General features: G+C 46.9%; 13 protein-coding genes and 1 pseudogene. 12 read left to right on the top strand and 2 right to left on the bottom strand.

Annotated elements, in window-relative coordinates; translation table 11 throughout:
- Positions 1-162 precede the first annotated feature (162 nt).
- Positions 163-1,983, top strand: coding sequence for an ABC transporter ATP-binding protein (locus tag FOA19_RS18845; RefSeq protein ID WP_149092392.1), 1,821 nt, complete (start codon positions 163-165; stop codon positions 1,981-1,983).
- 531 nt (positions 1,984-2,514) lie between these two features.
- Here the strand turns inward: FOA19_RS18845 and FOA19_RS18840 are convergent.
- Positions 2,515-3,942: a SusD/RagB family nutrient-binding outer membrane lipoprotein gene (locus tag FOA19_RS18840; RefSeq protein WP_149092391.1), complete on the bottom strand. Its 1,428-nt coding sequence runs from the start codon at positions 3,940-3,942 to the stop codon at positions 2,515-2,517.
- A 9-nt stretch (positions 3,943-3,951) separates the two neighbouring features.
- Positions 3,952-7,164 (bottom strand): SusC/RagA family TonB-linked outer membrane protein, encoded by a 3,213-nt coding sequence (locus FOA19_RS18835; RefSeq protein ID WP_149092390.1) that lies wholly within the window; start codon positions 7,162-7,164, stop codon positions 3,952-3,954.
- 1,480 nt (positions 7,165-8,644) lie between these two features.
- Here FOA19_RS18835 and FOA19_RS18830 point away from each other — a divergent pair.
- The 11 genes and pseudogenes from FOA19_RS18830 to FOA19_RS18780 all read left to right on the top strand — a co-directional run bounded on the left by FOA19_RS18830 (position 8,645) and on the right by FOA19_RS18780 (position 23,292).
- Positions 8,645-11,644: a SusC/RagA family TonB-linked outer membrane protein gene (locus tag FOA19_RS18830; RefSeq protein WP_149092389.1), complete on the top strand. Its 3,000-nt coding sequence runs from the start codon at positions 8,645-8,647 to the stop codon at positions 11,642-11,644.
- Between the two features lie 14 nt (positions 11,645-11,658).
- Positions 11,659-13,071, top strand: a complete 1,413-nt coding sequence (locus FOA19_RS18825; protein WP_149092388.1) for a RagB/SusD family nutrient uptake outer membrane protein — start codon at positions 11,659-11,661, stop codon at positions 13,069-13,071.
- 186 nt (positions 13,072-13,257) lie between these two features.
- The gene (locus FOA19_RS18820) at positions 13,258-13,938 is read left to right on the top strand and encodes a hypothetical protein (RefSeq protein WP_149092387.1); all 681 of its coding nucleotides are present in this window, start codon (positions 13,258-13,260) and stop codon (positions 13,936-13,938) included.
- A 743-nt stretch (positions 13,939-14,681) separates the two neighbouring features.
- Positions 14,682-15,227: pseudogene (locus FOA19_RS18815) on the top strand (GNAT family N-acetyltransferase); the annotation flags it as partial.
- Positions 15,228-15,345: 118 nt separating this feature from the next.
- Positions 15,346-16,542 (top strand): argininosuccinate synthase, encoded by a 1,197-nt coding sequence (argG, locus tag FOA19_RS18810; protein ID WP_149092386.1) that lies wholly within the window; start codon positions 15,346-15,348, stop codon positions 16,540-16,542.
- On the top strand, positions 16,529-17,521 hold the full coding sequence (gene argC, locus FOA19_RS18805) for an N-acetyl-gamma-glutamyl-phosphate reductase (protein ID WP_149092385.1): 993 nt from the start codon (positions 16,529-16,531) through the stop codon (positions 17,519-17,521). The genes argG and argC overlap by 14 nt, the downstream gene beginning before the upstream one ends.
- A 365-nt stretch (positions 17,522-17,886) precedes the next feature.
- Complete coding sequence (locus tag FOA19_RS18800) at positions 17,887-19,023, top strand: aspartate aminotransferase family protein (protein WP_149092384.1); 1,137 nt, start codon at positions 17,887-17,889, stop codon at positions 19,021-19,023.
- Between the two features lie 75 nt (positions 19,024-19,098).
- The gene (locus FOA19_RS18795) at positions 19,099-20,055 is read left to right on the top strand and encodes a Rossmann-fold NAD(P)-binding domain-containing protein (protein ID WP_149092383.1); all 957 of its coding nucleotides are present in this window, start codon (positions 19,099-19,101) and stop codon (positions 20,053-20,055) included.
- Between the two features lie 253 nt (positions 20,056-20,308).
- Positions 20,309-21,106 (top strand): acetylglutamate kinase, encoded by a 798-nt coding sequence (argB, locus tag FOA19_RS18790; RefSeq protein WP_223808982.1) that lies wholly within the window; start codon positions 20,309-20,311, stop codon positions 21,104-21,106.
- A gap of 145 nt (positions 21,107-21,251) precedes the next feature.
- Complete coding sequence (gene proC, locus FOA19_RS18785; protein ID WP_149092382.1) at positions 21,252-22,073, top strand: pyrroline-5-carboxylate reductase; 822 nt, start codon at positions 21,252-21,254, stop codon at positions 22,071-22,073.
- A 154-nt stretch (positions 22,074-22,227) separates the two neighbouring features.
- Complete coding sequence (locus FOA19_RS18780; RefSeq protein ID WP_149092381.1) at positions 22,228-23,292, top strand: M20 family metallo-hydrolase; 1,065 nt, start codon at positions 22,228-22,230, stop codon at positions 23,290-23,292.
- The last annotated feature ends 1 nt before the right edge of the window (position 23,293 follow it).

Here is a 23,293-nt window from a genome sequence, read left to right as displayed (position 1 = left end):
GGATTGGCTAACTTTGCAGGTTGCTTTCCAAGATTAAGCAGATTTGTTCCTGTTTTAGCCCTACTTTCTTCAAAACTGGCGTAAAACGGATTTGTTAGTCTCAGAAGCTATTCTGGTGCTGCCTCTGGGTGGCACAATTTAAATTTAACTCTTACATAGTACATGGCAAAACGAGGATTCGGGCCGGGAGCGGCTTCCGAACTTGAGACAGAGGGCAAACCCAAGCTGAACAAAGAGAGTTTGCGGCGTGGCCTTCAGATATTTAGATTTCTAGTGCCCTACAAAGCCAAGTTCTACACGGGCCTGGTGTTTCTGCTTTTCTCCAGCCTTACGTTCATGGCTTTTCCGGCGGTGACAGGCATGCTCCTTGATGCGGCCGCAGGCAAACCCACTGCCATTGGCCAAGACATTAACTTCATCGCGTTGCTACTTTTCGGGATCATTGCCTTACAAGGCATTTTCTCCTTCTTCCGGGTTTACTTCTTTGCCCAGGTAAGTGAAAACGCCATCGCCGATGTCCGCAAAAGCCTCTACAGCCAGTTCATGGGCTTGCCCATCACGTTCTTTGAGCAGCGCCGGGTAGGTGAAATCACCAGCCGCATCACCTCAGACGTGAGTTACATTCAGGACGGCTTCTCCATTACCTTGGCCGAGCTGTTCCGCCAGGTGACGACCCTGGTGGTGGGCATCGGGTTTATCATGTTCATCTCCGTGAAGCTATCGCTCTTCATGCTGGCCACATTCCCGGTGCTGGTCATTTTGGCCATGGTTTTCGGAAAACGGCTTAAAAAGCTTTCTCGCAAAACCCAGGACGAACTCGCTATCACCAACGTGATTGTGGAGGAGACGCTGCAAGCCATCCAGGTAGTGAAAGCTTTTACCAATGAGCTGTTTGAGATTAACCGCTACAAACAAGCCTTAGGCCGATCGGTGAAAACGGCCATCACTACCTCTTTCTACCGGGGCGCATTTATTTCCTTTATCATTATCGGGCTCTTTGGCGGCATAATCTTAGTAATCTGGTACGGCGCCACTCTGATGCGGGCAGGAGAACTCAGTTTTGGGGACTTAACTTCCTTTATCCTGTATACTACCTTTATTGGGGCTTCGGTGGCCGGGTTGGGTGATTTATACGCTAAGATCCAGGTGTCTATTGGCGCTTCTGACCGAATCCTGGAGATTCTGGACCAGCCGGTAGAGCAATCTGATTTAGGCCTTCCGGCAGCTGCGCCGGTGAGACTGACCGGCAACGTACGCTATACCCATGTAGGCTTCTCCTACCCTACCCGCCCAGACCTGCCGGTGCTGCAGAACATTGACTTTGACATTAAGGCCGGGGAGAAGATTGCCTTGGTGGGCTCCAGCGGCGCCGGAAAATCCACCATTGCGCAGTTGCTCATGAAATTCTACAAAGTAGAGCAGGGCACCATCTCTATTGACGGCCAGAACATCAACAACCTGCATCTTCATGACCTGCGCGGCAACATTGGGATTGTACCGCAGGAGGTATTGCTTTTTGGCGGAACCATCAGGGAGAACATTGCCTATGGCCGCCCAGATGCCACGGATGAGGAGGTACTGGTAGCGGCCCAGAAAGCCAATGCCTTGCAGTTCATCCAGTCTTTCCCTGAGGCATTCAATACGGTAGTGGGTGAGCGCGGCATCAAACTCTCCGGAGGACAGCGGCAACGCATCGCCATTGCCCGCGCCATTCTCAAGGACCCGGCTATCCTCATCCTGGATGAAGCCACCAGTTCCCTTGATTCTGAGTCTGAGATGCTGGTGCAGGAAGCCATGGATGAATTGATGAAGAACCGTACTACCATCATCATCGCGCACCGCCTAGCCACTATCAGGAAAGTAGACAAGATCCTAGTGATTGACAAGGGACAGATTGTGGAAGAAGGCTCGCATGAGGTACTGGCCAATAATCCGGATGGCATTTACGCCAACCTTCTCAGGTTGCAATTTGACGTGCATTAAGCACTTAACATTGTAAGGTGCTAATTTGAACCAGCCTTTCTACTTGAATAAAGGCCTGCCTTCCACCGTGACTCACGAAGAAGGCAGGCCTTTATCTTAACTATAATTTGATGTATAAAGAGCATTGGATCGTATCTCCTACTCTGGTAAGTGCTTTACAAATTAGGCATCATCTTTTCCTACTTCAATGCCCTTGTCTCTAAAACTAACTTGTTTTAATCGTTTAATGGCTCCTTTTTAGATTTCATGCCCAAAGCTTGCCTTTGCAGTATTACATCGCTCCTTATGGATTTACTTGCAAACGATGTAAGCTAATGGTTTGAATAGCTCGGTTGCAAAGTCATTTGTTTATCTTAATAAGATACGTCCAACTTGGTGATCTGCCACAAAAGCATCGCTCTCCCTTTTGGATTAAAACAGTTTGGGCCTTTAGCGACAAGCATCCTTAAAAGGTAGACATACTGCATAAAAAAAGCTCCCGCAGAAATCTGCGGGAGCTTTTTTTATGCAGGCACTAGGCCTAAAATCTCACTAGAATTTATCCCAGAAGATTTTTGAAGTTACGGTATTACCACCAATGGCAGAAGAAGCGGCTTCGGCGTTGTCACCGTTGCTGTTAAATTCTGTTGTTGGATAGGTTAACCGAAGCGGAATTTCACTGATACCCAATGCTGGTTTTACCAGGCTTGGAGCATCTAGTCTTCTCCACTCTTTCCAACCTTCTACAGGGTTGCTGTACAGGGAAATCCATTTCTGGGTACCAATCTTCTGCTTGTAATCTCCAGGGGCAGTCAAGTAGTTAACACCTGGCTGAAGAATGTACGCAGCAGCTTCAGTTTCAGTACCACCCCACTCTGTGATAGAGGCAGTGATACCGGCGTTATAGTGGCCCATTGCGGTTCCACCAACAGCAAATCCTCTTTCTACTGCCTCAGCCAGCAAGAACTCAACTTCTGAGTATGACAACAGCATACCAGGGTTGGTAGGGCTCTCCAGGATAGTACCAGGAGCCGAGTTCGCAGAGTAAGAGTTTGGCGCACCGTACGTACCACCTTTGAAAGTTCCGTTCTCCAATGGTTTGAAGTACTCGTTTCTTCTTGGGTCATTCAGCGTGTTCATTCTATCAATGATCGTGTTTGCTCCCACGAAGTCAGCTCTACCACTTTGTACTAAGTCTGTCCAAACAGGGTTAGTGTTAGGAGTAGTAGCTAAGTAAGTGATATCTGCACTTTCTGCGTTAGACATAATCACGTTAGGAGCGGCTGCTTCTACCATTGTCTTGGCTTTGGCAGGATCCACGTCTGCTAACGTCATGCCTAGTCTCAATTTCAAGGAGTTGGCAAACTTAATCCAGTTTGGCACATTGCCACTGTAGATTAGATCAGCAGTACCTAAACCAGTAGCTGTTGCGTCAAACATGCCAATTGCCTTGTCCAAACGAACAGTTAAATCAGCATAAATGGCAGCATCATCATCGTACTTAGGTAAAACCTGGTTAATGTCCAAGGCCTCTGAGTAAGGAACATCTCCAAACGTGTTCACTAATACAGACCAGGCATACACCTCTAGAACTTCAATAGAAGCTAACTGGTTTGCTTTGATCTTCGGATCTAAAAGATTGTTCGCCGTGATGATGGTTTTGGCCTCTTTCAAATCGCGCAGAACGTCCCGATAAAAAGGATCCCAGAAGTTTCTGTCTACCTGTCTGGTGGCAATCACAAATTGACTTTCATCTGGATAGGTAGTAGCAGCCCAGTACTGTGCATAAAACCGGAAAGGGTTGTTATTCACGCTGGAACTGGTGATGATGTTAGCCAAGCTGCGCTCAGCACTAGTTACCAAAGTAGCACCCGGTACTTGCGTGGCGGCTTTCGTGTTGATGTTATAATCATCTAAGCTATCTACACACGAGGTAGCGAATAGCAAAGCTGGAATGCAGAAATATAGTATTCTCTTCATTGTTCTTAATTAAAATTTGAATCTAAGGTTAAATCCAATATTACGGGTAGTTGGGTAGCTACCAGAAATATATCCTTGTCCTAAGTTACCAGAGCTCAAACCATCTTCCGGATCTGCATATGGCAGGTTTTTGTGGATGATCCACAGGTTTCTTCCCACTAAAGACAAATCAATGGCAGAGAAAGGTTTCAATCTGGCCATCAAAGCAGCTGGTAAAGAATAGCTCAAAGAAACTTCTCTCAGTTTCACAAAGCTAGCATCATAAACATGCGCTTCTTGTGGCATGTAATAGCCATAAAGACCTTCGCCATTCTCTACACGCTTATCATTTGGCGTACCATCTTCTTTTACACCTGGCAGGATAACTCCACCACCTTGTGCAATTGGCAGACGAGATGGGTTTCCAAGATCATTGTTCTGAGTAGTTTCTTCGTAAAGACCAGTACCAAAACCGTAGAAGTTGTCCAAAGAGAATACATCTCCGCCTTGACGTACGTCAACCAGGAAGTATAAACCAATACCTTTGTAATTTAAGGTGTTAGAGACACCACCTCTCCAGTTTGCATTAGGATCACCTATTTCTTTGTTTGAAGAAAGCATGTAATGTCCATCTTCATCTACTACTTTCTGGCCGTCTTTGTAAACAAATCCAGCACCGCGCAGGGTACCAAACGGACGACCTACGGTAGCGTTAGAAGACATACCACCTTGGTAGGTAGCCAATGAGATGTTTTGAACACCTTCATACAAGGAGATTACTTCGTTTCTGTTTTTAGACCAGTTTACATTCACGGTCCAAGAGAAATCGTCGTTTTTCACCGGGTTAACAAAGGCTGATACTTCAATACCTTTATTTTCCACGTTACCAGAGTTCACGAAGGTAGAGTTGTAACCTGTGGCTGTAGAAACGCTCACTGGTAAGATTTGGTCTACCGTGTTGGTCTTGTAAACTGACATGTCAAAACCGAATTTTCCTTGCAAGAAGGCCATCTCTAAACCAGCTTCCACACTCTTGGTTCTTTCTGGTTTCAGGTTTTGGTTGTTTTTGGTGCCAACTACAGAGAACAATGGAATAGAACCCCAAGCAGTTGGTTTGTCATAAACGTCATAGATAGACAATGGAGGAGCATCGTTACCTACTTCTGCATAGTTCAAACGCACTTTACCATAGCTTAACCAAGGCAAAGTTTCTTTTAAGGTTTCAGAGAAAACGTAGCTGGTTGCAACTGATGGGTAGTAGAACACATTGTTTGGAGCCAATAACGTAGTAGCCTTATCTCTTCTAGCTGTTACATCAAAGAACACTGTCTCTTTGTAACCAACAGTGGCACTGGCAAAAATACCATCCATACCAGTTCTTTGCTCACTTTCAGTTGGGGCGTTGATTGGGCTGACAGAGTTAGAAAGAGAGTACAATCTTGGAACTACCAGACCTCCGTTAGTTGTAGCAAAGATGGAGCTTTCATAGTTTCTACGAATGTTAGCACCAATCAATCCAGATAAGCTAACATCACCGCCTGCTACCATTTTGTTGAAATTGGCGATCAGGTCATAGTTAAACTCTCTGGCAGTTCTGTTGAAGCGAGAATAAGCAGCCACACCGGTACTACCTACGGCATTTCTTTCTTCCTGCATCTCATCATAAGAGTCCAAAGTAACTCTACCCATCAGGTTAAACCAATCAGCGAACTTATAAGTGGCAGATACATTACCGAAATAACGGTAACGCTCATCATTCTCATAGTTCTCATAACGTACCCAGTAAGGGTTATCTGAATAGATTGGTCTTAAGTCAGTTGCACTACGAGTGTTCCAGGTAATGTTCTGTCTGTTGCGGAAATAAGCTTCTTTCTGCTCTTTCAGGTCAACGTTGGTTTGCCACCACTGTCTGAACTGCTGCATTGGGTTGAAAGAGCTATAGCCAGTACCGTAACGGCCTAAGCCATCTACTTTAGAGAAGTTAACAGATGCGCTGGTAGTCAATTTAGGCGACACATTATAAGAAGCCGCAAAATTGATCATGTTCTTGGTAAGATTACTGTTTGGCAAGATACCTTTGTCTTCGTTGCGGGTGAAACCCAGTTTGAAGCTACCGTTATCGTTGCCACCATCTAACACAACACTGTTGTTCACAGACACTGCATCTTCAAAGAAATAGTTAGGATCGTTTTTAGCACCTACCCAAGGAGTTGCCTGACGATACTGAGGAGAAGTTGGGTCCAATGAGTTCCACTGGTACACCAATAAGCTTGGATCAAAAGGGGCACCGTAAGAAGCATCTTCGGTGAAAGGAACAACTAAGTCCAGAACACCATCACCGTTCATGTCACGCTGATTGAAATATTCATCTTCATCTGGGCCGTAGAAAGCACCGTAACCAGCACCATATTGTTTCTGGTATTTAGGAGCAGTGCTTTTGTCAACAAAACCCATGGTCACACCATTGTTCATAGTGATACCCAGGCCTCTTCTACCTTTTTTGGTAGTGATCATGATCACACCGTTAGCGGCACGCGAGCCATAAAGTGCAGTTGCAGCAGCACCTTTCAGCACGCTCATTGATTCAATGTCATCTGGGTTGATGTCAGCGGCAGCGTTACCGTAGTCATAACCACCACGACCGGTTCTTTGGTTAGCAGAGTTAGTGTTCGCGTTGCTGATCGGAACGCCATCCACCACGAATAGAGCTTGGTTGTTACCAGTGATTGATTTGGTACCGCGCATTACCACGTTGGTAGAACCACCCATGGTGTTGTTTTGCGTGATGTTCAAACCGGCCACTTTACCAGCCAAGGAGTTAACCGCGTTTGGGTTACGAGCAACCGTAAGCGCCTCACCTTGTACCTGCTGTGCAGCATAAGGCAAAGAGTTCTTGGTTCTTTCAGCTCCCAAAGCCGTTACCACAACTTCTTTCAATTGTTCTGCATCAGTAGCCAATCTTACGTTGACAGAAGTTTGGTTCCCAATGGCCACTTCCTGGTTTGTGTAACCAATGAAAGTGAAGACGAGTGTACCACCACTTGCAGGCACGCTAATGGTATAACTTCCATTAACATCCGTAGGCACCGCGGTAGTGCTTCCTTTGAGTTGGACAGTCACACCTGGCATTCCCTCGCCAGTGCTTGCGTCTGTGACTTTCCCTGTAATAGTCCTATTCTGTGCCGCGGCTTCTTGAAGCACCACGGAGAACAGAAAAAGAACTAAAAGTAAGACTTTCTTCATGTTAGGTTGTAGTTAGGTTATAAATGGTTTTATCGTTGCCTAATATTAAGCTATTCTAGGCTTACAAACAAGGTTTTTCAGTTTTCAAAAATCTAAAGCGCGCATTTTTTCCAAAATCTGCCATTAGTGGCAAAATCCGAACTTTACTCTAATGTTATTTGAATGTTTTGTTTTGGTCAATTTCTCAGCCTCAAAAGATTATTGTAGGCAAAAAAACCACTCTCACGTGGAAAATACAGGCTTTCACCGTTAAACTCTCTAGTTTTGTTCTTAGTAAACTTTATAACTATATTAAAATAATACAATTGCATTTCCACCCCCTTCTATCTACTTTGACACCATGGCCTTAGTATGTTTATAATCCATAACCTCAAATGGCGGATGATTTTCCATATGGGGAGAAGATTTTTGTTTACAAGCCATTTTCTGAAGATTAAGCAAGAAACTGTTTTCTAGAATTACTTCAATCAAGTTTTCAACTGAGGTATTAGTGGCAAAAAGGACAAACAAGCAACTTTCCGATATAAGAAGTGACTTTCCCTTTGCCTAACTTGACGGCCCTTTCACCAACTCAGGGCCTTATTGCTCACCTTGTGGAATGCTTGTACCTTCTAAACTTCCCAAGGACACTCTATCCGTCTCATCTTATTAACTAGTATACATCATATGTACAATAAAGCTTTACCTCAAGGTATTAAAGGCAAACCTTCTTGGCTTTGCACCTTTCTCATTCTCACAAAATAATTACTATTCTATACAGATAAGATAATATTTAAATTGCGGCTTTAAAAATTGGGTTTTTATCAAATAGACACTTTGTCTAATATTAAAACAATCTAATTTATTATTCTTAGTAAATTGTATTTATAACTTTTCAAATATTTAACAGTTAATTGATAATCTTTTTACAAAATAATTTAATACAGATTTATTTATAGCAATGCCTACTTGGTTTTACACCTTACAATTCAAATAGTCGCTGGCTTCATCCTATATTCAAAGTAGGCATTGCTTACTAGAAGTCTTAGAAGTTTTTGTGGCAGAACTACTTAGCCACTGACTTTTGGATGAACCCAGGCAACTACATGGGGATATTCAAACGTCTAGGTTATGAAACCAACTACAGTTAGTTATGGCAATGCATAAGTACATTCGGCAACCTTCTATCAGTAAAACTATTAGGAGTGAAAATCGTTACAGGTTGTATTCTCTCATTTGTCTTGTTTTCGCTTCCAATCTGATCACCTCTTACTCTCAAATCCTCCTTTAGATATCTAAGTAAAACTATATAGATTACTAAGATATTTATTCCTTTGACTATAAATTAACTCTAAACCATCAATCATCAAATAACCATATGTTAAGTAACCTATATTAGGAGAAAACATAAAAAAACAAACTAATAGCGCAATGGTTATTAGTTCATATTATTAATTGTTATTTTTATAAACTTCATTTACCTAAACAAACAAAAACCAACATGAAGAAAATCTTACTATTAAGTCTTTTCTTGCTGTCTATGGTTCTACAGGAGGCCGTGGCACAATCAAGGACGATCACAGGAAGGGTAACTGATGCTGCGACAGGCGATGCCATGCCTGGGGTAACAGTTCAACTCAAAGGAACCAGCACTGCTGCGCCTACAGATGTAAATGGTAGCTACACCATTTCTGTACCGGCTACTGGGGGAACTCTCGTCTTCTCTTTTATTGGATACACCAACAGAGAAATTGCAATTGGCAGCCAATCAACTATAGATGCACGTTTGTCTACTGATGCTCGCACTCTGAGCGAGGTAGTAGTCACCGGCTATGGTACCCAAACAAAACTGGAGCAAACCGGTGCTGTGTCACAGGTAGGTGGAGCAGAAATTGAGAACATCCCTATGTCTTCTGTTGACAAGGCCCTACAAGGCCGGGTGGTTGGGCTACAATCAGTTGGCGCCTCAGGTCAGCCGGGTTCTGCCCAGCAGATCCGCATCAGAGGTATTGGTTCTATCACAGGCTCTTCCGCTCCGCTCTTCGTGGTTGACGGGGTTCCTATCAACTCTGGTGACTTATCCAGAAACACAACTACTGCAAATGCCTTAGCCGGTATTAACCCCAATGACATAGAGAGCATTAACATACTAAAAGATGCCTCTGCTGCTTCTATTTACGGTTCCAGAGCGGCCAATGGGGTAATTGTAATCACCACAAAAAGCGGTAGAGCCGGAAAGACTAAAGTACGTTTTGACGCCGAGTATGGGGTTGCCAAGCGCGCATACTACAATGAAAACACCCGTATGCTCTCTACTGCAGAAAACATCGAACTGCTTGGTGAAGCTTTGAAAAACGATGGCTACTGGGACTTTTATGAGCTGAATGAAGAAACCATTGGGGCGTTCATACAAGAGAACTTCGGACTAGACCCAGAAGTGAATACTAACTGGGAAGATGAAGTATTGCAAACCGGTAAAACCCAGCAGTATAACCTTGCTGCCTCCGGGGGAGATGAAAAAACTACCTTCAATATTTCTGGTGGTTATTTCAACCAGGAAGGCACCACCCTCAATTCTGAGTTCACCAGATACTCTGGTGGATTTAATATCAGACACAGCTTAAATCAGAAGTTGGCCGTAGGCACTAACCTTTTGCTTTCTACTACTTCACAAACTGGTCCGCTCAACAGTGGTTTCTTTGCCAACCCTATTCTGGCCGGTTTGTTCCTGATGCCTTCCCTAGGCCTTGATTCAGAACCACAAGGTCCTTTCAACCCACTTCGTTTAGCAGAATTGGACAAAAACGAGAGCAACACCTTAAAAGCAATTGGAAGCTTTAATGCTGAATATAAAATCTTGCCAGGTCTATCTTTAACCACTAAATATGGTATTGACTACAACAGTCTGGAAGAAGACAACTACCAAAACCCCTTCTATGGTGATGCAGAATCTGTAGGCGGAAGCTCCACCAGGTATTACACCCGCTATTTTAACTGGGTATGGACCAATCTGTTGAATTACACCTGGGACATCAACCAGGACAATGCTTGGGTAATAAACCTGAAAGGTGGTTATGAAGCGCAGAAATCCTCTATCTACACATCTAATGTGTATGCTGAGAACATGCCATTGAACATTGATTTCACGGCTCCTTCGAATGCTGCCACTCCAATCACTGCCAATGGTGCAAATGAAGGTTATTCTTTCGCCTCTATACTTTCTTTAGGAGATATCTCTTATAAAGGCAAGTATGTATTGTCTGGTTCCTTCAGAAGGGATGGTTCTTCAAGATTTGGTTCTGAAAACAGATACGGTAATTTCTGGTCTGTTGGTGCCAGCTGGAACGTTGACCAAGAAGAGTTCATGCAAGAATACGACTGGATCAATCAGTTGAAACTGAGAACTTCCTATGGGGTAAATGGTAACGCTGGCATTGGTAATTATGATTGGAGAAGAACTTATTCTTATGCCAGTACTTACGAAGGCTCTGTAGCCGCTACGCCGTCATCACTTGGTAACCCAAACCTGACATGGGAGAAAAATAAGCCCTTTGATGTGGGGATTGATGCGATTTTGTTTGACAACCGGTTGAGCTTTACCGCTGACTATTACTCTAGAACTACTTCTGATTTGTTGTTGAACCGTCCGCTTTCCTTAACAACTGGTTTCCCCAGCATTCTGGAAAACATTGGCGCCATGAAAAACAGCGGCTTTGAACTTGCCATTTCCGGCACCCCTATCCAGGTGGGGGATTTCAAGTGGGATTTGAGTTTTAATATCTCTAGAAATAAAAACGAGATCACAGAACTTGCGGTGGACAAGCAACAAACTGGTGGTTTCATCAGACAAGTGGGTTATGATATTTACCAGTTCTACATGCCCATCTGGGCTGGGGTGGATCCTGAGGATGGCATGCCGATGTGGTATACAGATGCTTCTCAGTCAGAGACCACCAAAACTTACTCCCAGGCTGCTTATTCTTTGACAGGAAAATCTGCCTTACCAACCGCTTTTGGTAGCGCAGGCACCACGCTTACCTACAAAGGTCTGACCCTTGATGCCTTGTTTTATTATAGCTATGGCAACTACATCCGTGACCCTTACTTCCAGTATTTAAACAGTGGCGGATGGTACTTGAGCGGATACAATCAAAGAGCAACCCAACTTGACAGATGGCAACAAGAAGGCGATCAGGCTTCTGTGCCTATGCTTTCTTATGATAATGACTTACGTTATCGCAATTTGTCTACAAACAACCTGAACAAAGGTGATTTCATTCGCCTGAGAGATGTTACATTGGGGTATAGCTTACCAGCTAGTTTAATTGGGAACTTAAAAATGTCTAACGTAAGAGTTTACCTAAGAGGAACAAACTTAGCTACTTGGGTGAAAGATGACAATCTTCCTTATGATCCTGAAGCAGGGGGAGTTACGGGAACCACCAACTTTGAAATTAGTGTTCCTAAAACAGTCACTTTTGGTATTAACGTTGGCTTCTAATCTAAAAAGACCTCATGAAAAATAATTATAAGGTAATGCTTTTGGCTGGGCTGCTTTCTGCAGGCATGCTCAGTTCTTGCGGTGATGACTTTCTTGAAGAGACACCCTCAACGGGCATCAACGCAAATGAAGCCCTCCGCACAGACAATGATGTCCTGAGTGCCTTAAGAGGGGCATACGGCGGTTTGGCCTCCACAAACTTGTATGGCCTAAACCTACCAGTGTTAGGAGATATGCTCGCCGACAATTTGTATGTCGCTACTTCAAACTCTGGTTATTTCAACTCTCTTTCTGGCTACAACTTCTTGAACAACAGTGCAGAGGTAACGGAGATCTGGACTGGGGCTTATGACGTTATCAACCGGACAAACGCGATTATCAACTCTTCTCCTACTGTAACTGATCAAGAGGCGGTAGACCAGTACAAAGGCGAGGCATATGCATTAAGAGCCCTACTGTATTTTGAGTTGGTTCGGCACTTTGCAAGACCTTACAATGAAACTGCCAATGCCTCGCATTTAGGTGTGCCGCTTGTCTTGAAAGAGTTTGAATACAATGCGCAGCCAAGTCGTAATACGGTAGCTGAGGTTTACGCCCAGATTCTGTCTGACCTTGACAAAGCCTACACCATGATGACCTTGGATGAAGGAACGGTACGGTTATCCAAATATGCCGCCCGTGCTTTGCAAGCAGAGGTAAATCTTTACAAAGGCGATTACGCTTTGGCTTTACAACAAGCGGAGGAAGTGATTAACGAAAGCGGTGTTGAGCTGCTGCCTTATGAGTCTGTCTTGTCTTATTGGGCAGAGACAGATGCCACTAAACTACAAGGCCTAGAGTCCTTGTTTGAGGTTTCCGCTACCCAAACGGAGAACAACGGGGTAAACGAATACGCATACTTCTTCAACCAGGGTGGTTACGGACAGAACTTGGCAACGCCTAGCCTTTACACCCAGTATTCACCTGATGACATCAGAATACAGTTGATTACAGTAGGTAGAAGAGGTGCCGGTGATAACCCAGCCTACATTGTCACTAAATACAATGCTATTTCTGGCGACGCAGAAGACAAAGTAGTGATCCGGATGTCTGAAGTATACCTCATTGCCGCCGAAGCAGCGCAGCGCACCGGAAACGAGGAACTCGCCCGGACGTACCTGAACACTTTGGTAGCCGAGAGAGAACCAGGCAAAGAGTACACCTCCACCGGAACCCAGCTTTTGGATGACATTATCGCGGAGCGTAGGAAAGAGTTGGCTTTTGAAGGTGATCGTTTTGCTACTCTTAACAGGCTTATGGTTGATATCACCGGAAGAAGAAGAGCTCCCAATACCCTGGCCTACTCTGACCCTAAAAGAGTATTGCCAATTCCACGTACGGAGGTAACTGCTAACCCTAACATTCAGCAGAATCCAGGTTGGGAATAATAGGTAATAGATGAATTTATCTTTCAATTATAACCTAAACTATTAAGCTAATAAGCCCTCAGATCTACTGAGGGCTTATTTTATTTCAACTTGATTCAAAATCACTTGCGCTCAATTTAACTAGCTTCATAAGCGTTGCTATTTTAGTAATACTCTACTTCAACTTACACCTTTCCAGCATTCAACATGAACCCAAACAAACTTTTATGGTTGGTATTGCTGCTCATAGCATGTACCAGCATCAAAACCAGCGCCCAGGTTTATTTAGAAGAAGTAAACGGCAGACCTATCAGGATCAACCAGTACGTGAACGTGGAAGGCTCTCCCTTTTTACAGGAGGATTTTAGCAAAGGAACCATCACGCTCCCCAATGGCACTACCCACAAAGACGTAGAATTGAAGTTTGATATGGTGGAAGGCTTGCTGCAGTTCAAGAACAAACACGGCATAGTGATGGAACTCACCCAACCGGTATCTTCCTTCAGCATCAACTACTCACCAGACAAAATCACAGAACAGACCAGAACCTTTGTAAGTGGGCAAACCGTTGACAAAAATGCATTGGACAACACGTTTTATGAAGTCTTGTCTACCGGCCCAGTGAGCCTGCTGAAAAGGGACTTCAAGGTAATAAGAGAAGACAAGGCATTCAATTCAGCTACGGTCACCAAAAGGATTGCCGAAGTCACGATCTATTACCTTAAACAGGGTGATGAACTTACCAAAATAAAAAACGAGGAGAAATCGGTTTTGTCTGCGCTGAAAAACAAAAAAGATACTCTGAAAGGCTACATCACCGCTAATAAACTGAACCTTAAAAATGACAAAGATTTAACCCAACTCATCAACTACTATAACACCATTTAAGTAAAAACGGGCCATAAACGCCAAAATAGCAACGTCCTTGAAGAACTTATCTTTTATTGTTCTTCAAGGACGTTGCCCTTATATCTCCATGCCCACCAATGATTTTCATGAACCGCACCAGAAGAGATTTCAGATTCATCCTAATTAATCATGCAGGTCAGTTGCATCTAAACTCAGACAGGCAAGGTCAGGACATAGCAGTAATCTAAGCTTTTCATCTATGCTTCGGTTTAGCCTTATTTCTTGAAAAATAGCCCCAAAACGCAAACTCTTCAATAGGGGAAACTCCTGAACTTCATGCTTTGCCTTAATTGAATTACCTGATGTAAATTAATTTTTCATTAAGAAATGAACCAAACCGTTGGTATTTTCATTTTTTTAATGAAATATTTGCGGAAGCTTTCAAGCAGAAGCTACCATTTTTTACACGATCCTAAATCAATGAATAAAAAGTCGCTTTTATCAGTTGTTGTGGCAACGGTAAAACGCTCCGTCCTAAGGAGTGCGCTTTTTTCTGTTCTGTCCAGAACAGTTTTTTGTCAACCTCTTTACCTTACCCGATCCAGGCGCTAGGCCACCGGCGCAGGTTGTGATAGACAACCAACCCGGATGCATTCCTGTATACCACCTCTTAGGCTGGTAGCAGTACCCCCTTTCCCTTTTTTAATTTTATTAACAAACATATAGCGATGCGTACATACGCCTCGGCTGTAGCGTTGCAGCCTATTGCATCTGTTCCTTCCATGGAAACTTCTAATAACGCTTTCACAGTAGTGGTGGCTACTGAGGAGCACACTCCCTTTGCGCAACATATTTGTGATGAAATGGAGTCCTCGGCAAAGGCCCGCGGCACCGGCATTGCGAAGCGCTCCCCAGACTACGTGGCCCTGAAGATGCGGGAAGGCAAAGCCGTGATCGCGTTTGATGGGGAAGGCAACTGGGCTGGGTTCTGCTACATTGAAACGTGGGGCCACGGCGAGTACGTGGCCAACTCAGGCCTGATTGTGTCGCCGCATCTGCGCAAAAGCGGATTGGCCAAGCGCATCAAACAGAAGGTATTTGAGTTGTCGCGCACCAAGTACCCTGAGGCGAAAATCTTCGGGTTAACCACGGCCTTGGCGGTGATGAAAATCAACTCAGATCTGGGCTACCGCCCCGTAACCTATTCAGAACTAACCAAGGACGAGGAGTTCTGGAAAGGCTGCCGCAGCTGCGTGAACTTTGACATTCTTACGGCCAAAAACCGCAGCAACTGCCTCTGCACGGCCATGCTGTTTGTTCCGCCAAAGGCGGACAATGAATGATTGAATGGTTGAATGATTGAGAGAATAATCTTTCCCAATCATTCAACCATTCAATCTCTCAATCATTCAATAAAATTCATTCTCTCAATCACTCATTACACCCATGAAAAAAGTAGTTCTCGCGTTCAGTGGCGGCTTAGACACATCTTTCTGTGTGAAGTACCTGCTGGAACAAGATTATGAAATCTATTCGGCCATCGTGAATACTGGCGGCTTCTCAGAAGAGGAGTTAGCGGAGATTGCCCAAAGGGCTGAGAATTTAGGTGTAACTCACCACGTAACCTTAGACGAAACCGATAACTATTACCAGTCTTGTCTGAAGTACCTGATTTTCGGGAATGTGCTCAAAAACAACACCTATCCCCTATCGGTGAGCGCGGAGCGGATTTCTCAAGCCGTAGCCATAGCCAAGTACGCCCAGGAAATCGGTGCCGAAGCCGTAGCGCACGGTAGCACTGGCGCCGGTAACGATCAGGTTCGGTTCGACATGGTGTTCAATATTCTGGTGCCCAATGTGCAGGTGATTACGCCAATTCGGGATTTGAAACTGTCGCGTGAAGAAGAGATTGCCTACCTGAAAGAACGCGGCGTGGAGATGGATTTTCAGAAGGCGCAGTATTCTATCAACAAAGGCATCTGGGGCACCTCGGTGGGTGGTAAAGAGACCTTGACTTCGCACCAAGCATTGCCGGAGTCTGCGTACCCTACCCAGCTTTCCAAAGATACGCCGGAGCGCATCACGCTGCACTTCAAAAACGGCGAGCCCGTGGGCTTGAATGACGAGCAATTCGATAATCCGGTGCACGTGATCCAGAAACTACAGGAGATTGCCAGCGGCTTCGCGATTGGCCGTGACATCCACGTGGGCGATACTATTATTGGTATCAAAGGAAGAGTTGGCTTTGAAGCAGCTGCTCCTATGGTTATCATCAAAGCGCACCATGCCTTAGAGAAACACACCCTCACCAAATGGCAGTTGTACTGGAAAGACAGCCTGGCTACCTGGTACGGTAACTGGATGCACGAAGGCCAGTTCCTGGACCCTACCATGCGCAACATTGAGACCTTCCTGACCGACACGCAGAAAACCGTGACCGGAAAAGTACACGTGCTGCTGGCGCCTTACCGCTTCCAGGTAGAAGGTATTGAGTCTGCCCATGACCTCATGTCTTCCAAATTCGGTTCCTACGGCGAAATGAACAACACCTGGACCGGCGAAGATGTGAAAGGCTTCTCCAAGATCTTCGGGAACCAGACCATGATGTACCGCTTAATTAACGGCGAAGATGGCGCAGAGTAATCTTATAAAAGTGGGCATCGTGGGCGGAGCAGGCTACACCGGTGGTGAGCTGCTTCGGCTGCTGGTGCACCATCCGCACGTACACATCAGCTTTGTGCACAGCAACAGCCAGGCCGGTAAACCCGTGACCGACACCCACACCGATCTGTTAGGTGACACTGATCTGGTCTTCACCAACGAACTGGGCACCAATGTTGATGCTCTGTTCCTCTGCGTAGGCCACGGTGATGCGAAAAAGTTTCTGGATGCTAACCCTATTCCGGATACAGTAAAGATTATTGACCTAAGCCAGGATTTCCGCTTAACAGCGAAGTCTACTTCTGACAATCGTCAGTTCGTGTACGGCTTGCCTGAGCTGAACCGTGAGAAGATTAAAACCGCCGCTAACGTGGCAAACCCTGGCTGCTTTGCTACGGCTATCCAACTGGCCTTACTCCCGCTCGCGCAGAACGGCTCTTTGCCACAGGAAGTACACGTAAGCGGTATCACAGGTTCTACCGGCGCAGGACAGAAATTAGCCGAGACTTCACACTTCAGCTGGCGCAACAACAACATCTCCAGCTACAAGGTGTTTGGGCACCAACACCTGCACGAGATTACGGAAAGCCTGCAATTGCTGCAAGCTGATGCCAAACCAGCTATCAGGTTTGTCCCGTATCGCGGAAACTTCAGCCGGGGCATCATGTGTACGACCTATTTACAATCTGATTTGAGCTTGGAAGAAGCCCAGCATTTATACCGGCAGTTCTATGAAGGGCACCCGTACACCCTCATCACATCTCAAAATCCAGACCTGAAACAGGTGGTAAACACCAACAAGTGCCTCCTATATCTAGAGAAGCACGAGGACCAACTGGTGATCACCAGCATGATTGACAACCTGCTGAAAGGTGCCTCGGGCCAGGCCGTGCAGAACATGAACCTGCTGTTCGGGCTGGACGAAAGGGCTGGCTTGCAGTTGAAAGCCATCGGGTTTTAGGCTTACGCTTTCGGACTGTTTTCAAAAAACGGGCTGATAACGAAAACAGCTACTAAGGCTCCGCTGGCGCGAGCGACCCGCTCGTGTCCGCACACATGGCTGAGAGTGTTGATTCCCCACTCTTGTCATCTTGGAAAGATCTTGTGGGCAAACTAGAAAAGCAGCAGAAAAATGCCGTTATCGTTCGCTCACAAGATTTTTTCAGGATGACAAAAAGAATGATCTAAAGTGCGTGCGGAAACGAGCAGCAAGCTCGCGCCAGCGCAATTGAAACAGAACTCAGGAAAAGCCGTTTTGCGGTTTTCCTGAAATATCGACTTAAAACAGAAATCGTTTTACGTGTATCGTGATACGTGCTACCGACTATGAACCTCTTTGACGTTTACCCCCTTTTTGACATAACGCCCGTGAAGGCCCTCGGCTCTAAGCTTTGGGACGAGAACGGTACCGAGTACCTGGATTTGTACGGCGGTCACGCCGTGATTTCCATCGGCCACAGCCACCCGCACTATGTGCAGCGCCTCACCGAGCAGCTGAACAACATGGGCTTTTACTCTAACTCTGTGAAGATTCCGCAGCAGCAGGAACTCGCGGATAAGTTGGGTAAATTGAGCGGCTACGAAGATTACCAGCTGTTCCTGATCAACTCCGGCGCGGAGGCGAATGAGAATGCCCTGAAACTGGCCTCGTTCCATACGGGCCGCAAGAAGGTGATTTCATTCAGCAAGTCGTTTCACGGAAGAACCTCGGCGGTAGTAGCGGCGACAGATGACCGTAGCATTGTGGCCCCGGTGAACGAGACCGAGAACATCCTTTTCCTGCCGCTCAATGACGCCGCCGCAGTGGAAGAAGCTTTAGCCACGAACGAGGTAGCCGCCATTATTGTGGAAGGCATCCAGGGCGTGGGTGGTGTGAATATTCCTACCGTGCCCTTTCTGCAGGATTTGGAAAAACTAGCCAAGAAACACGGCGCGTTGCTGATTCTGGACGAGATTCAGTCGGGTTACGGACGTTCCGGTAAATTCTTCGCGCACCAACATGCAGGCATCAAACCAGATCTGATTACCATCGCCAAGGGCATGGGCAACGGTTTTCCGGTGGCGGGCGTGTTGATTTCCCCTGAAATTCCGGCCAAGCACGGTATGCTAGGCACCACCTTCGGGGGCAATTACCTGGCCTGCGCTGCTTCTTTGGCGGTATTGGAAGTGATAGGGCAGGAGAACTTGGTGGAGAACGCCGCTACTATGGGCGATTACCTCATGGAGAAAACCAAAGCAATTCCCGGCGTGCGAGAAGTGCGCGGACAAGGCTTGATGGTAGGCATCGAGCTGGAAAACCCTTGCGCTCCCCTCCGGAAAGCCCTGCTAGACGAGTACCGCATCTTCACCGGCTCCGCGTCCAACAAAAACACCATCCGTATTTTGCCCGCCCTGAACGTAACACAGGCCGAGTTGGATAGATTCTTAGAAGCGTTCGCCGCGCTCGTATCACGTAGCGCGTAGTTCGTCTCACGATTTTAGATGTATGTCAAACCGGTGTCGTGCTACCCAGTACGCGATACTTGATCCCATAAAAAGATGAAGCAATTCACTTCCGTTCACGACGTAGAAGATTTAGAGTCACTGGTGCGGGAAGCGCTGGTGTTGAAGCAGCACCCTTATGCTCATGAGAGCCTGGGCAGACATAAAACCTTAGGTCTCATCTTCCTGAATCCTAGCTTACGGACGCGCCTCAGCACGCAGAAAGCCGCCCAGAGTTTGGGCATGAACGTGATGGTGATGAACATGGGCCAGGAAGGCTGGGCCCTGGAAACCAAGGACGGTGCCATCATGAACGGCACCACCGTGGAGCACATTAAGGACGCCGCCGCGGTGATGGGCCAGTACTGCGATGTACTGGGCATGCGCTCGTTCCCGAAACTGCAGAACGTGGAGGAGGATTACTCCGAGGAGATCCTGAAGAAGTTCATCCAGTACGCCAACGTGCCGTTCGTAAGTCTGGAATCTGCCACTCGCCATCCGCTTCAGAGCCTCGCAGATTTAATCACCATCACCGAGCACGCCCCCAAAGGCCGTCGGCCGAAAGTGGTGTTGACCTGGGCTCCGCACGTGAAAGCGTTGCCGCAGGCAGTCCCTAACTCCTTTGCGGAGTGGATGTGCGCGGCAGATGTAGACTTTGTGATTACCTACCCGGAAGGCTACGAACTGGATCCGCAGTTTACCAATGGCGCCACTATCACCCACAACCAACAGGAGGCCTTAGAAGGCGCTGATTTCATCTATGTGAAGAACTGGTCCACCTTTCAGCCCAACTATGGTGAGGTACTCACGCAAGACGCCAACTGGATGCTCACCAACCAGCACCTTGCCAACACCAACAATGCCAAAGTGATGCATTGCTTGCCAGTCCGTCGTAACGTGGAGTTAAGTGATGAAATCCTGGATGGCCCGAATTCACTAGTGGTGAACACCGCCGCCAACCGCGAGTTCGCTGCCCAAGTGGTATTGAAGCGTCTTTTAGAAGGTATTCAGTAACAATACTGCAAAGACCTCACAGGTTTTGAAAACCTGTGAGGTCTTCCCCCCTCTTTGTCATCCTGCAAGGACCTTGTGGGCAAACCAGATAAGCCGTTGCTAAAAGTGAAGACCTCTTTTAGGGCTGATTTATCGAATATGGGCCAAAAAGAAAGCAAAGCTCTTATCCACCGCTTTCCAAACTCGCCCACAAGGTACTTTCAGGATGACAAAAATAATTTGAGCAAGTCTGGTATCTAACGTCTAACATCTAGTGTCTACCAAAATCAACGTCATCAAAATAGGGGGAAATGTATTGGATAACCCAGCGCAGTTGGAACAGTTCCTCACTGATTTTGCCTCGATACAAGGTCCGAAAGTACTGGTGCACGGCGGCGGGAAAATTGCCTCAGAATTAAGTAAACAGCTGGGCATTGAACCCAACATGGTGAACGGCCGTCGCATTACCGATGCCGATACCCTGCGCGTGGTCACCATGGTCTACGGCGGATTGCTGAACAAGAACCTGGTGGCGCAACTGCAGGCCCGCGGCTGCAACTCCCTTGGCCTGACCGGTGCCGATGCCAACGTGATTCCGGCCCATAAACGCCCCGTTACAGACATTGACTACGGTTTTGTGGGCGATGTGGAAAGTCCCGAACAGGTGAACGTGACGTTCCTAGCCTCTTTGGCCGAACAAGGTTTGACTCCGGTTTTTGCAGCGCTCACGCACGACGGCCAAGGCAGTCTACTCAATACCAACGCAGATACCATCGCCTCTACCCTAGCCGTAGCGTTGAGCCGTCAGTTTGAGGTGAATTTGATTTACCTCTTCGAGAAGAAAGGCGTGCTGTTGGATGTGGAGGATGACACCAGCGTGATTCATCATCTGCAACCGCAGTATTATGCTGAACTGAAAAAGCAGGGCGCCATTTTCTCAGGGATGCTGCCGAAGTTAGACAATGCGTTCGCCGCACTGCAGCAGGGTGTGAAAGCGGTCATTATTGGGGATGCTGCGGAAATCAAGGGAATAGCGACTGGCGAGAAAGCCGGAACCCGAATTACGTTGTAGACACTCGTAGGAACTGCGCAACTCCTGTTTTCAGCCTGATTTTCAGAAAACAAGCCGAAATCGACTTGAGGAAACTGCAAAATACCTTTCTTGCAGGGAGAACTTTTGTACCGAAGCTGGTGCGCCGGCTGCAACCTAAAGAGATATGATTGAACAGTACAAGAAAATAGCCATTCTGGGCGGCGGCAACATGGGCATTGCGTTGGCCAAAGGCATGGTGGCCTCCGGTAAATACCGCGCCGAAGACATTACCCTCACCCGCCGCAACACCAAGTTGTTAGATGCAATGGTGGAGCAAGGTTACCGCGCCTCCAACAACAACGCCCTGGCCGTAGCCGATGCTGATATTGTGGTCTTAAGTATCCTGCCGCAACAACTGGATAGTGTGTTGGACAACATCTCTGAGAGCATCGACCCGAGCCGTCACCTGTTCATCTCCATCGTGACCGGCGTGGCCGTGACCGATATCATTACTCGTTTGGGCAAAGTGGTAGAAGTGGTGCGTGCCATGCCCAACACCGCCATCGCCATCCGGGAGTCTATGACGTGTATCACGAGTAAGAATGCCTCGCCTGAAAACATCAAGCTGGTGAAAGAAATCTTCTCTGCCGTGGGCGAAACCGTGGAAATTGAAGAAGAACTCATGTCCTCGGCTACAGCACTGGTGGCATGCGGCATCGCCTTCTTTTTGCGTTCCATTCGCGCCGCAGCTCAGGGTGGCACCGAGATTGGATTCCACGCGGGTGATGCGTTGCGCATGGCCGCTCAAACCGCCAAAGGCGCGGCCTCGCTCCTACTGCATTTCGGGAGTCACCCAGAAAACGAGATTGATAAAGTGACCTCACCCAAAGGCTGTACCATTGCCGGTCTGAACGAGATGGAGCACAACGGCTTCAGCTCAGCCATGATTAAAGGCATCAAGACCTCTGCAAGCAAAGCCGAGAAATTGTATACCGATGAAAAGTAGAGACCAGGCACTGCCTTGTCTACACGCATTGCTAGTTTCGGCCTAATTTTTAAAAACAAGTCGAAAAAGAATCAGCAGATTTAATCATCCCCCTAAGATTTAATCATCCCCCTACCCCCTTCAAAGGGGGACTATCTAGTAGCGTACCTCTTAAATGAACAACACCTTATACCAAGACGCTTTAAGCTTACTCCAGCAACTTATCTCCATCCAATCCTTCAGCCGTGAAGAGGCAGGAACGGCGAAGGCGATTGCGCAGTTTTTACAGGCTAGAGGCGTGGAGATTCATCGTAAGGAGCACAACCTCTGGGCATTTAACAAACACTACAATCCTGCCTTGCCTACGGTGCTGCTGAACTCCCACCATGACACCGTGAAGCCCCACCCTAGCTGGACCTTTGACCCGTTTACGCCTACGGTGCAAGACGGCAAACTGATTGGTTTGGGCAGTAATGACGCTGGTGGTTGCCTGGTGTCCTTGATAGCTACTTTTCTGCACTTTTATGAGCGGAAGGATTTAGCCTATAATCTGGTGCTGGCAGCTACTGCCGAGGAAGAAATCTCAGGCAGAAACGGCATTGAGATGGTGTACCCAGAACTAGGTGCGGTGGAGTTTGCCATAGTGGGCGAACCTACCCAGATGCACCTGGCCGTGGCCGAAAAAGGCCTAATGGTACTGGATTGTGTGGCCCATGGCCAAGGTGGTCATGCTGCTCGCGAGGAAGGCGTAAATGCCATCTATGAAGCATTACCAGATTTAGAGTGGTTCTGTACGTTCCGTTTCCCGAAGGAGTCCAGCTTTTTAGGGCCAATAAAAATGAGCGTAACCATCATTCAGGCAGGTTCGCAGCACAACGTGGTGCCGGACCAATGCAAATTCACCGTGGATGTGCGCATGACCGATGCCTACCAACCAGAGGAAGTGTTGAGCATCATTCGGGAGCACGTGAAAAGTGAGGTGACACCGCGGTCTACGCGTTTGCGGCCCTCTTCCATTGACAGGGAGCACCCTATTGTGCAGTCGGGGATTAAGCTGGGAAGGAACTTGTACGGCTCCCCTACTACCTCAGACCAAGCGCTGTTGAACATTCCCTCGCTCAAGATTGGTCCAGGTGATTCGGCGCGGTCGCATACAGCCGATGAATTTATTTACCTTTCAGAACTGGAAGAAGGCATCGCCCTTTACATACAATTATTGACACCCGTTATTACCGCTTAGC

Origin of the sequence: Rufibacter hautae (genome assembly GCF_008271695.1) — a bacterium.
In the GTDB taxonomy this organism is placed as follows: domain Bacteria; phylum Bacteroidota; class Bacteroidia; order Cytophagales; family Hymenobacteraceae; genus Nibribacter; species Nibribacter hautae.
This window is presented reverse-complemented; position numbering and strand designations above follow the sequence as displayed.

Bases quoted from the DNA above. Each gene is read 5' to 3' on its own strand.
- FOA19_RS18820 (WP_149092387.1), top strand. From the start codon at position 13,258: ATGAACCCAAACAAACTTTTATGGTTGGTATTGCTGCTCATAGCATGT.
- FOA19_RS18800 (WP_149092384.1), top strand. From the start codon at position 17,887: ATGAACCTCTTTGACGTTTACCCCCTTTTTGACATAACGCCCGTGAAG.
- FOA19_RS18835 (WP_149092390.1), bottom strand. From the start codon at position 7,164: ATGAAGAAAGTCTTACTTTTAGTTCTTTTTCTGTTCTCCGTGGTGCTT.
- FOA19_RS18780 (WP_149092381.1), top strand. From the start codon at position 22,228: ATGAACAACACCTTATACCAAGACGCTTTAAGCTTACTCCAGCAACTT.
- FOA19_RS18845 (WP_149092392.1), top strand. From the start codon at position 163: ATGGCAAAACGAGGATTCGGGCCGGGAGCGGCTTCCGAACTTGAGACA.
- argC (WP_149092385.1), top strand. From the start codon at position 16,529: ATGGCGCAGAGTAATCTTATAAAAGTGGGCATCGTGGGCGGAGCAGGC.
- FOA19_RS18825 (WP_149092388.1), top strand. From the start codon at position 11,659: ATGAAAAATAATTATAAGGTAATGCTTTTGGCTGGGCTGCTTTCTGCA.
- FOA19_RS18840 (WP_149092391.1), bottom strand. From the start codon at position 3,942: ATGAAGAGAATACTATATTTCTGCATTCCAGCTTTGCTATTCGCTACC.
- argG (WP_149092386.1), top strand. From the start codon at position 15,346: ATGAAAAAAGTAGTTCTCGCGTTCAGTGGCGGCTTAGACACATCTTTC.
- FOA19_RS18830 (WP_149092389.1), top strand. From the start codon at position 8,645: ATGAAGAAAATCTTACTATTAAGTCTTTTCTTGCTGTCTATGGTTCTA.
- FOA19_RS18795 (WP_149092383.1), top strand. From the start codon at position 19,099: ATGAAGCAATTCACTTCCGTTCACGACGTAGAAGATTTAGAGTCACTG.
- proC (WP_149092382.1), top strand. From the start codon at position 21,252: ATGATTGAACAGTACAAGAAAATAGCCATTCTGGGCGGCGGCAACATG.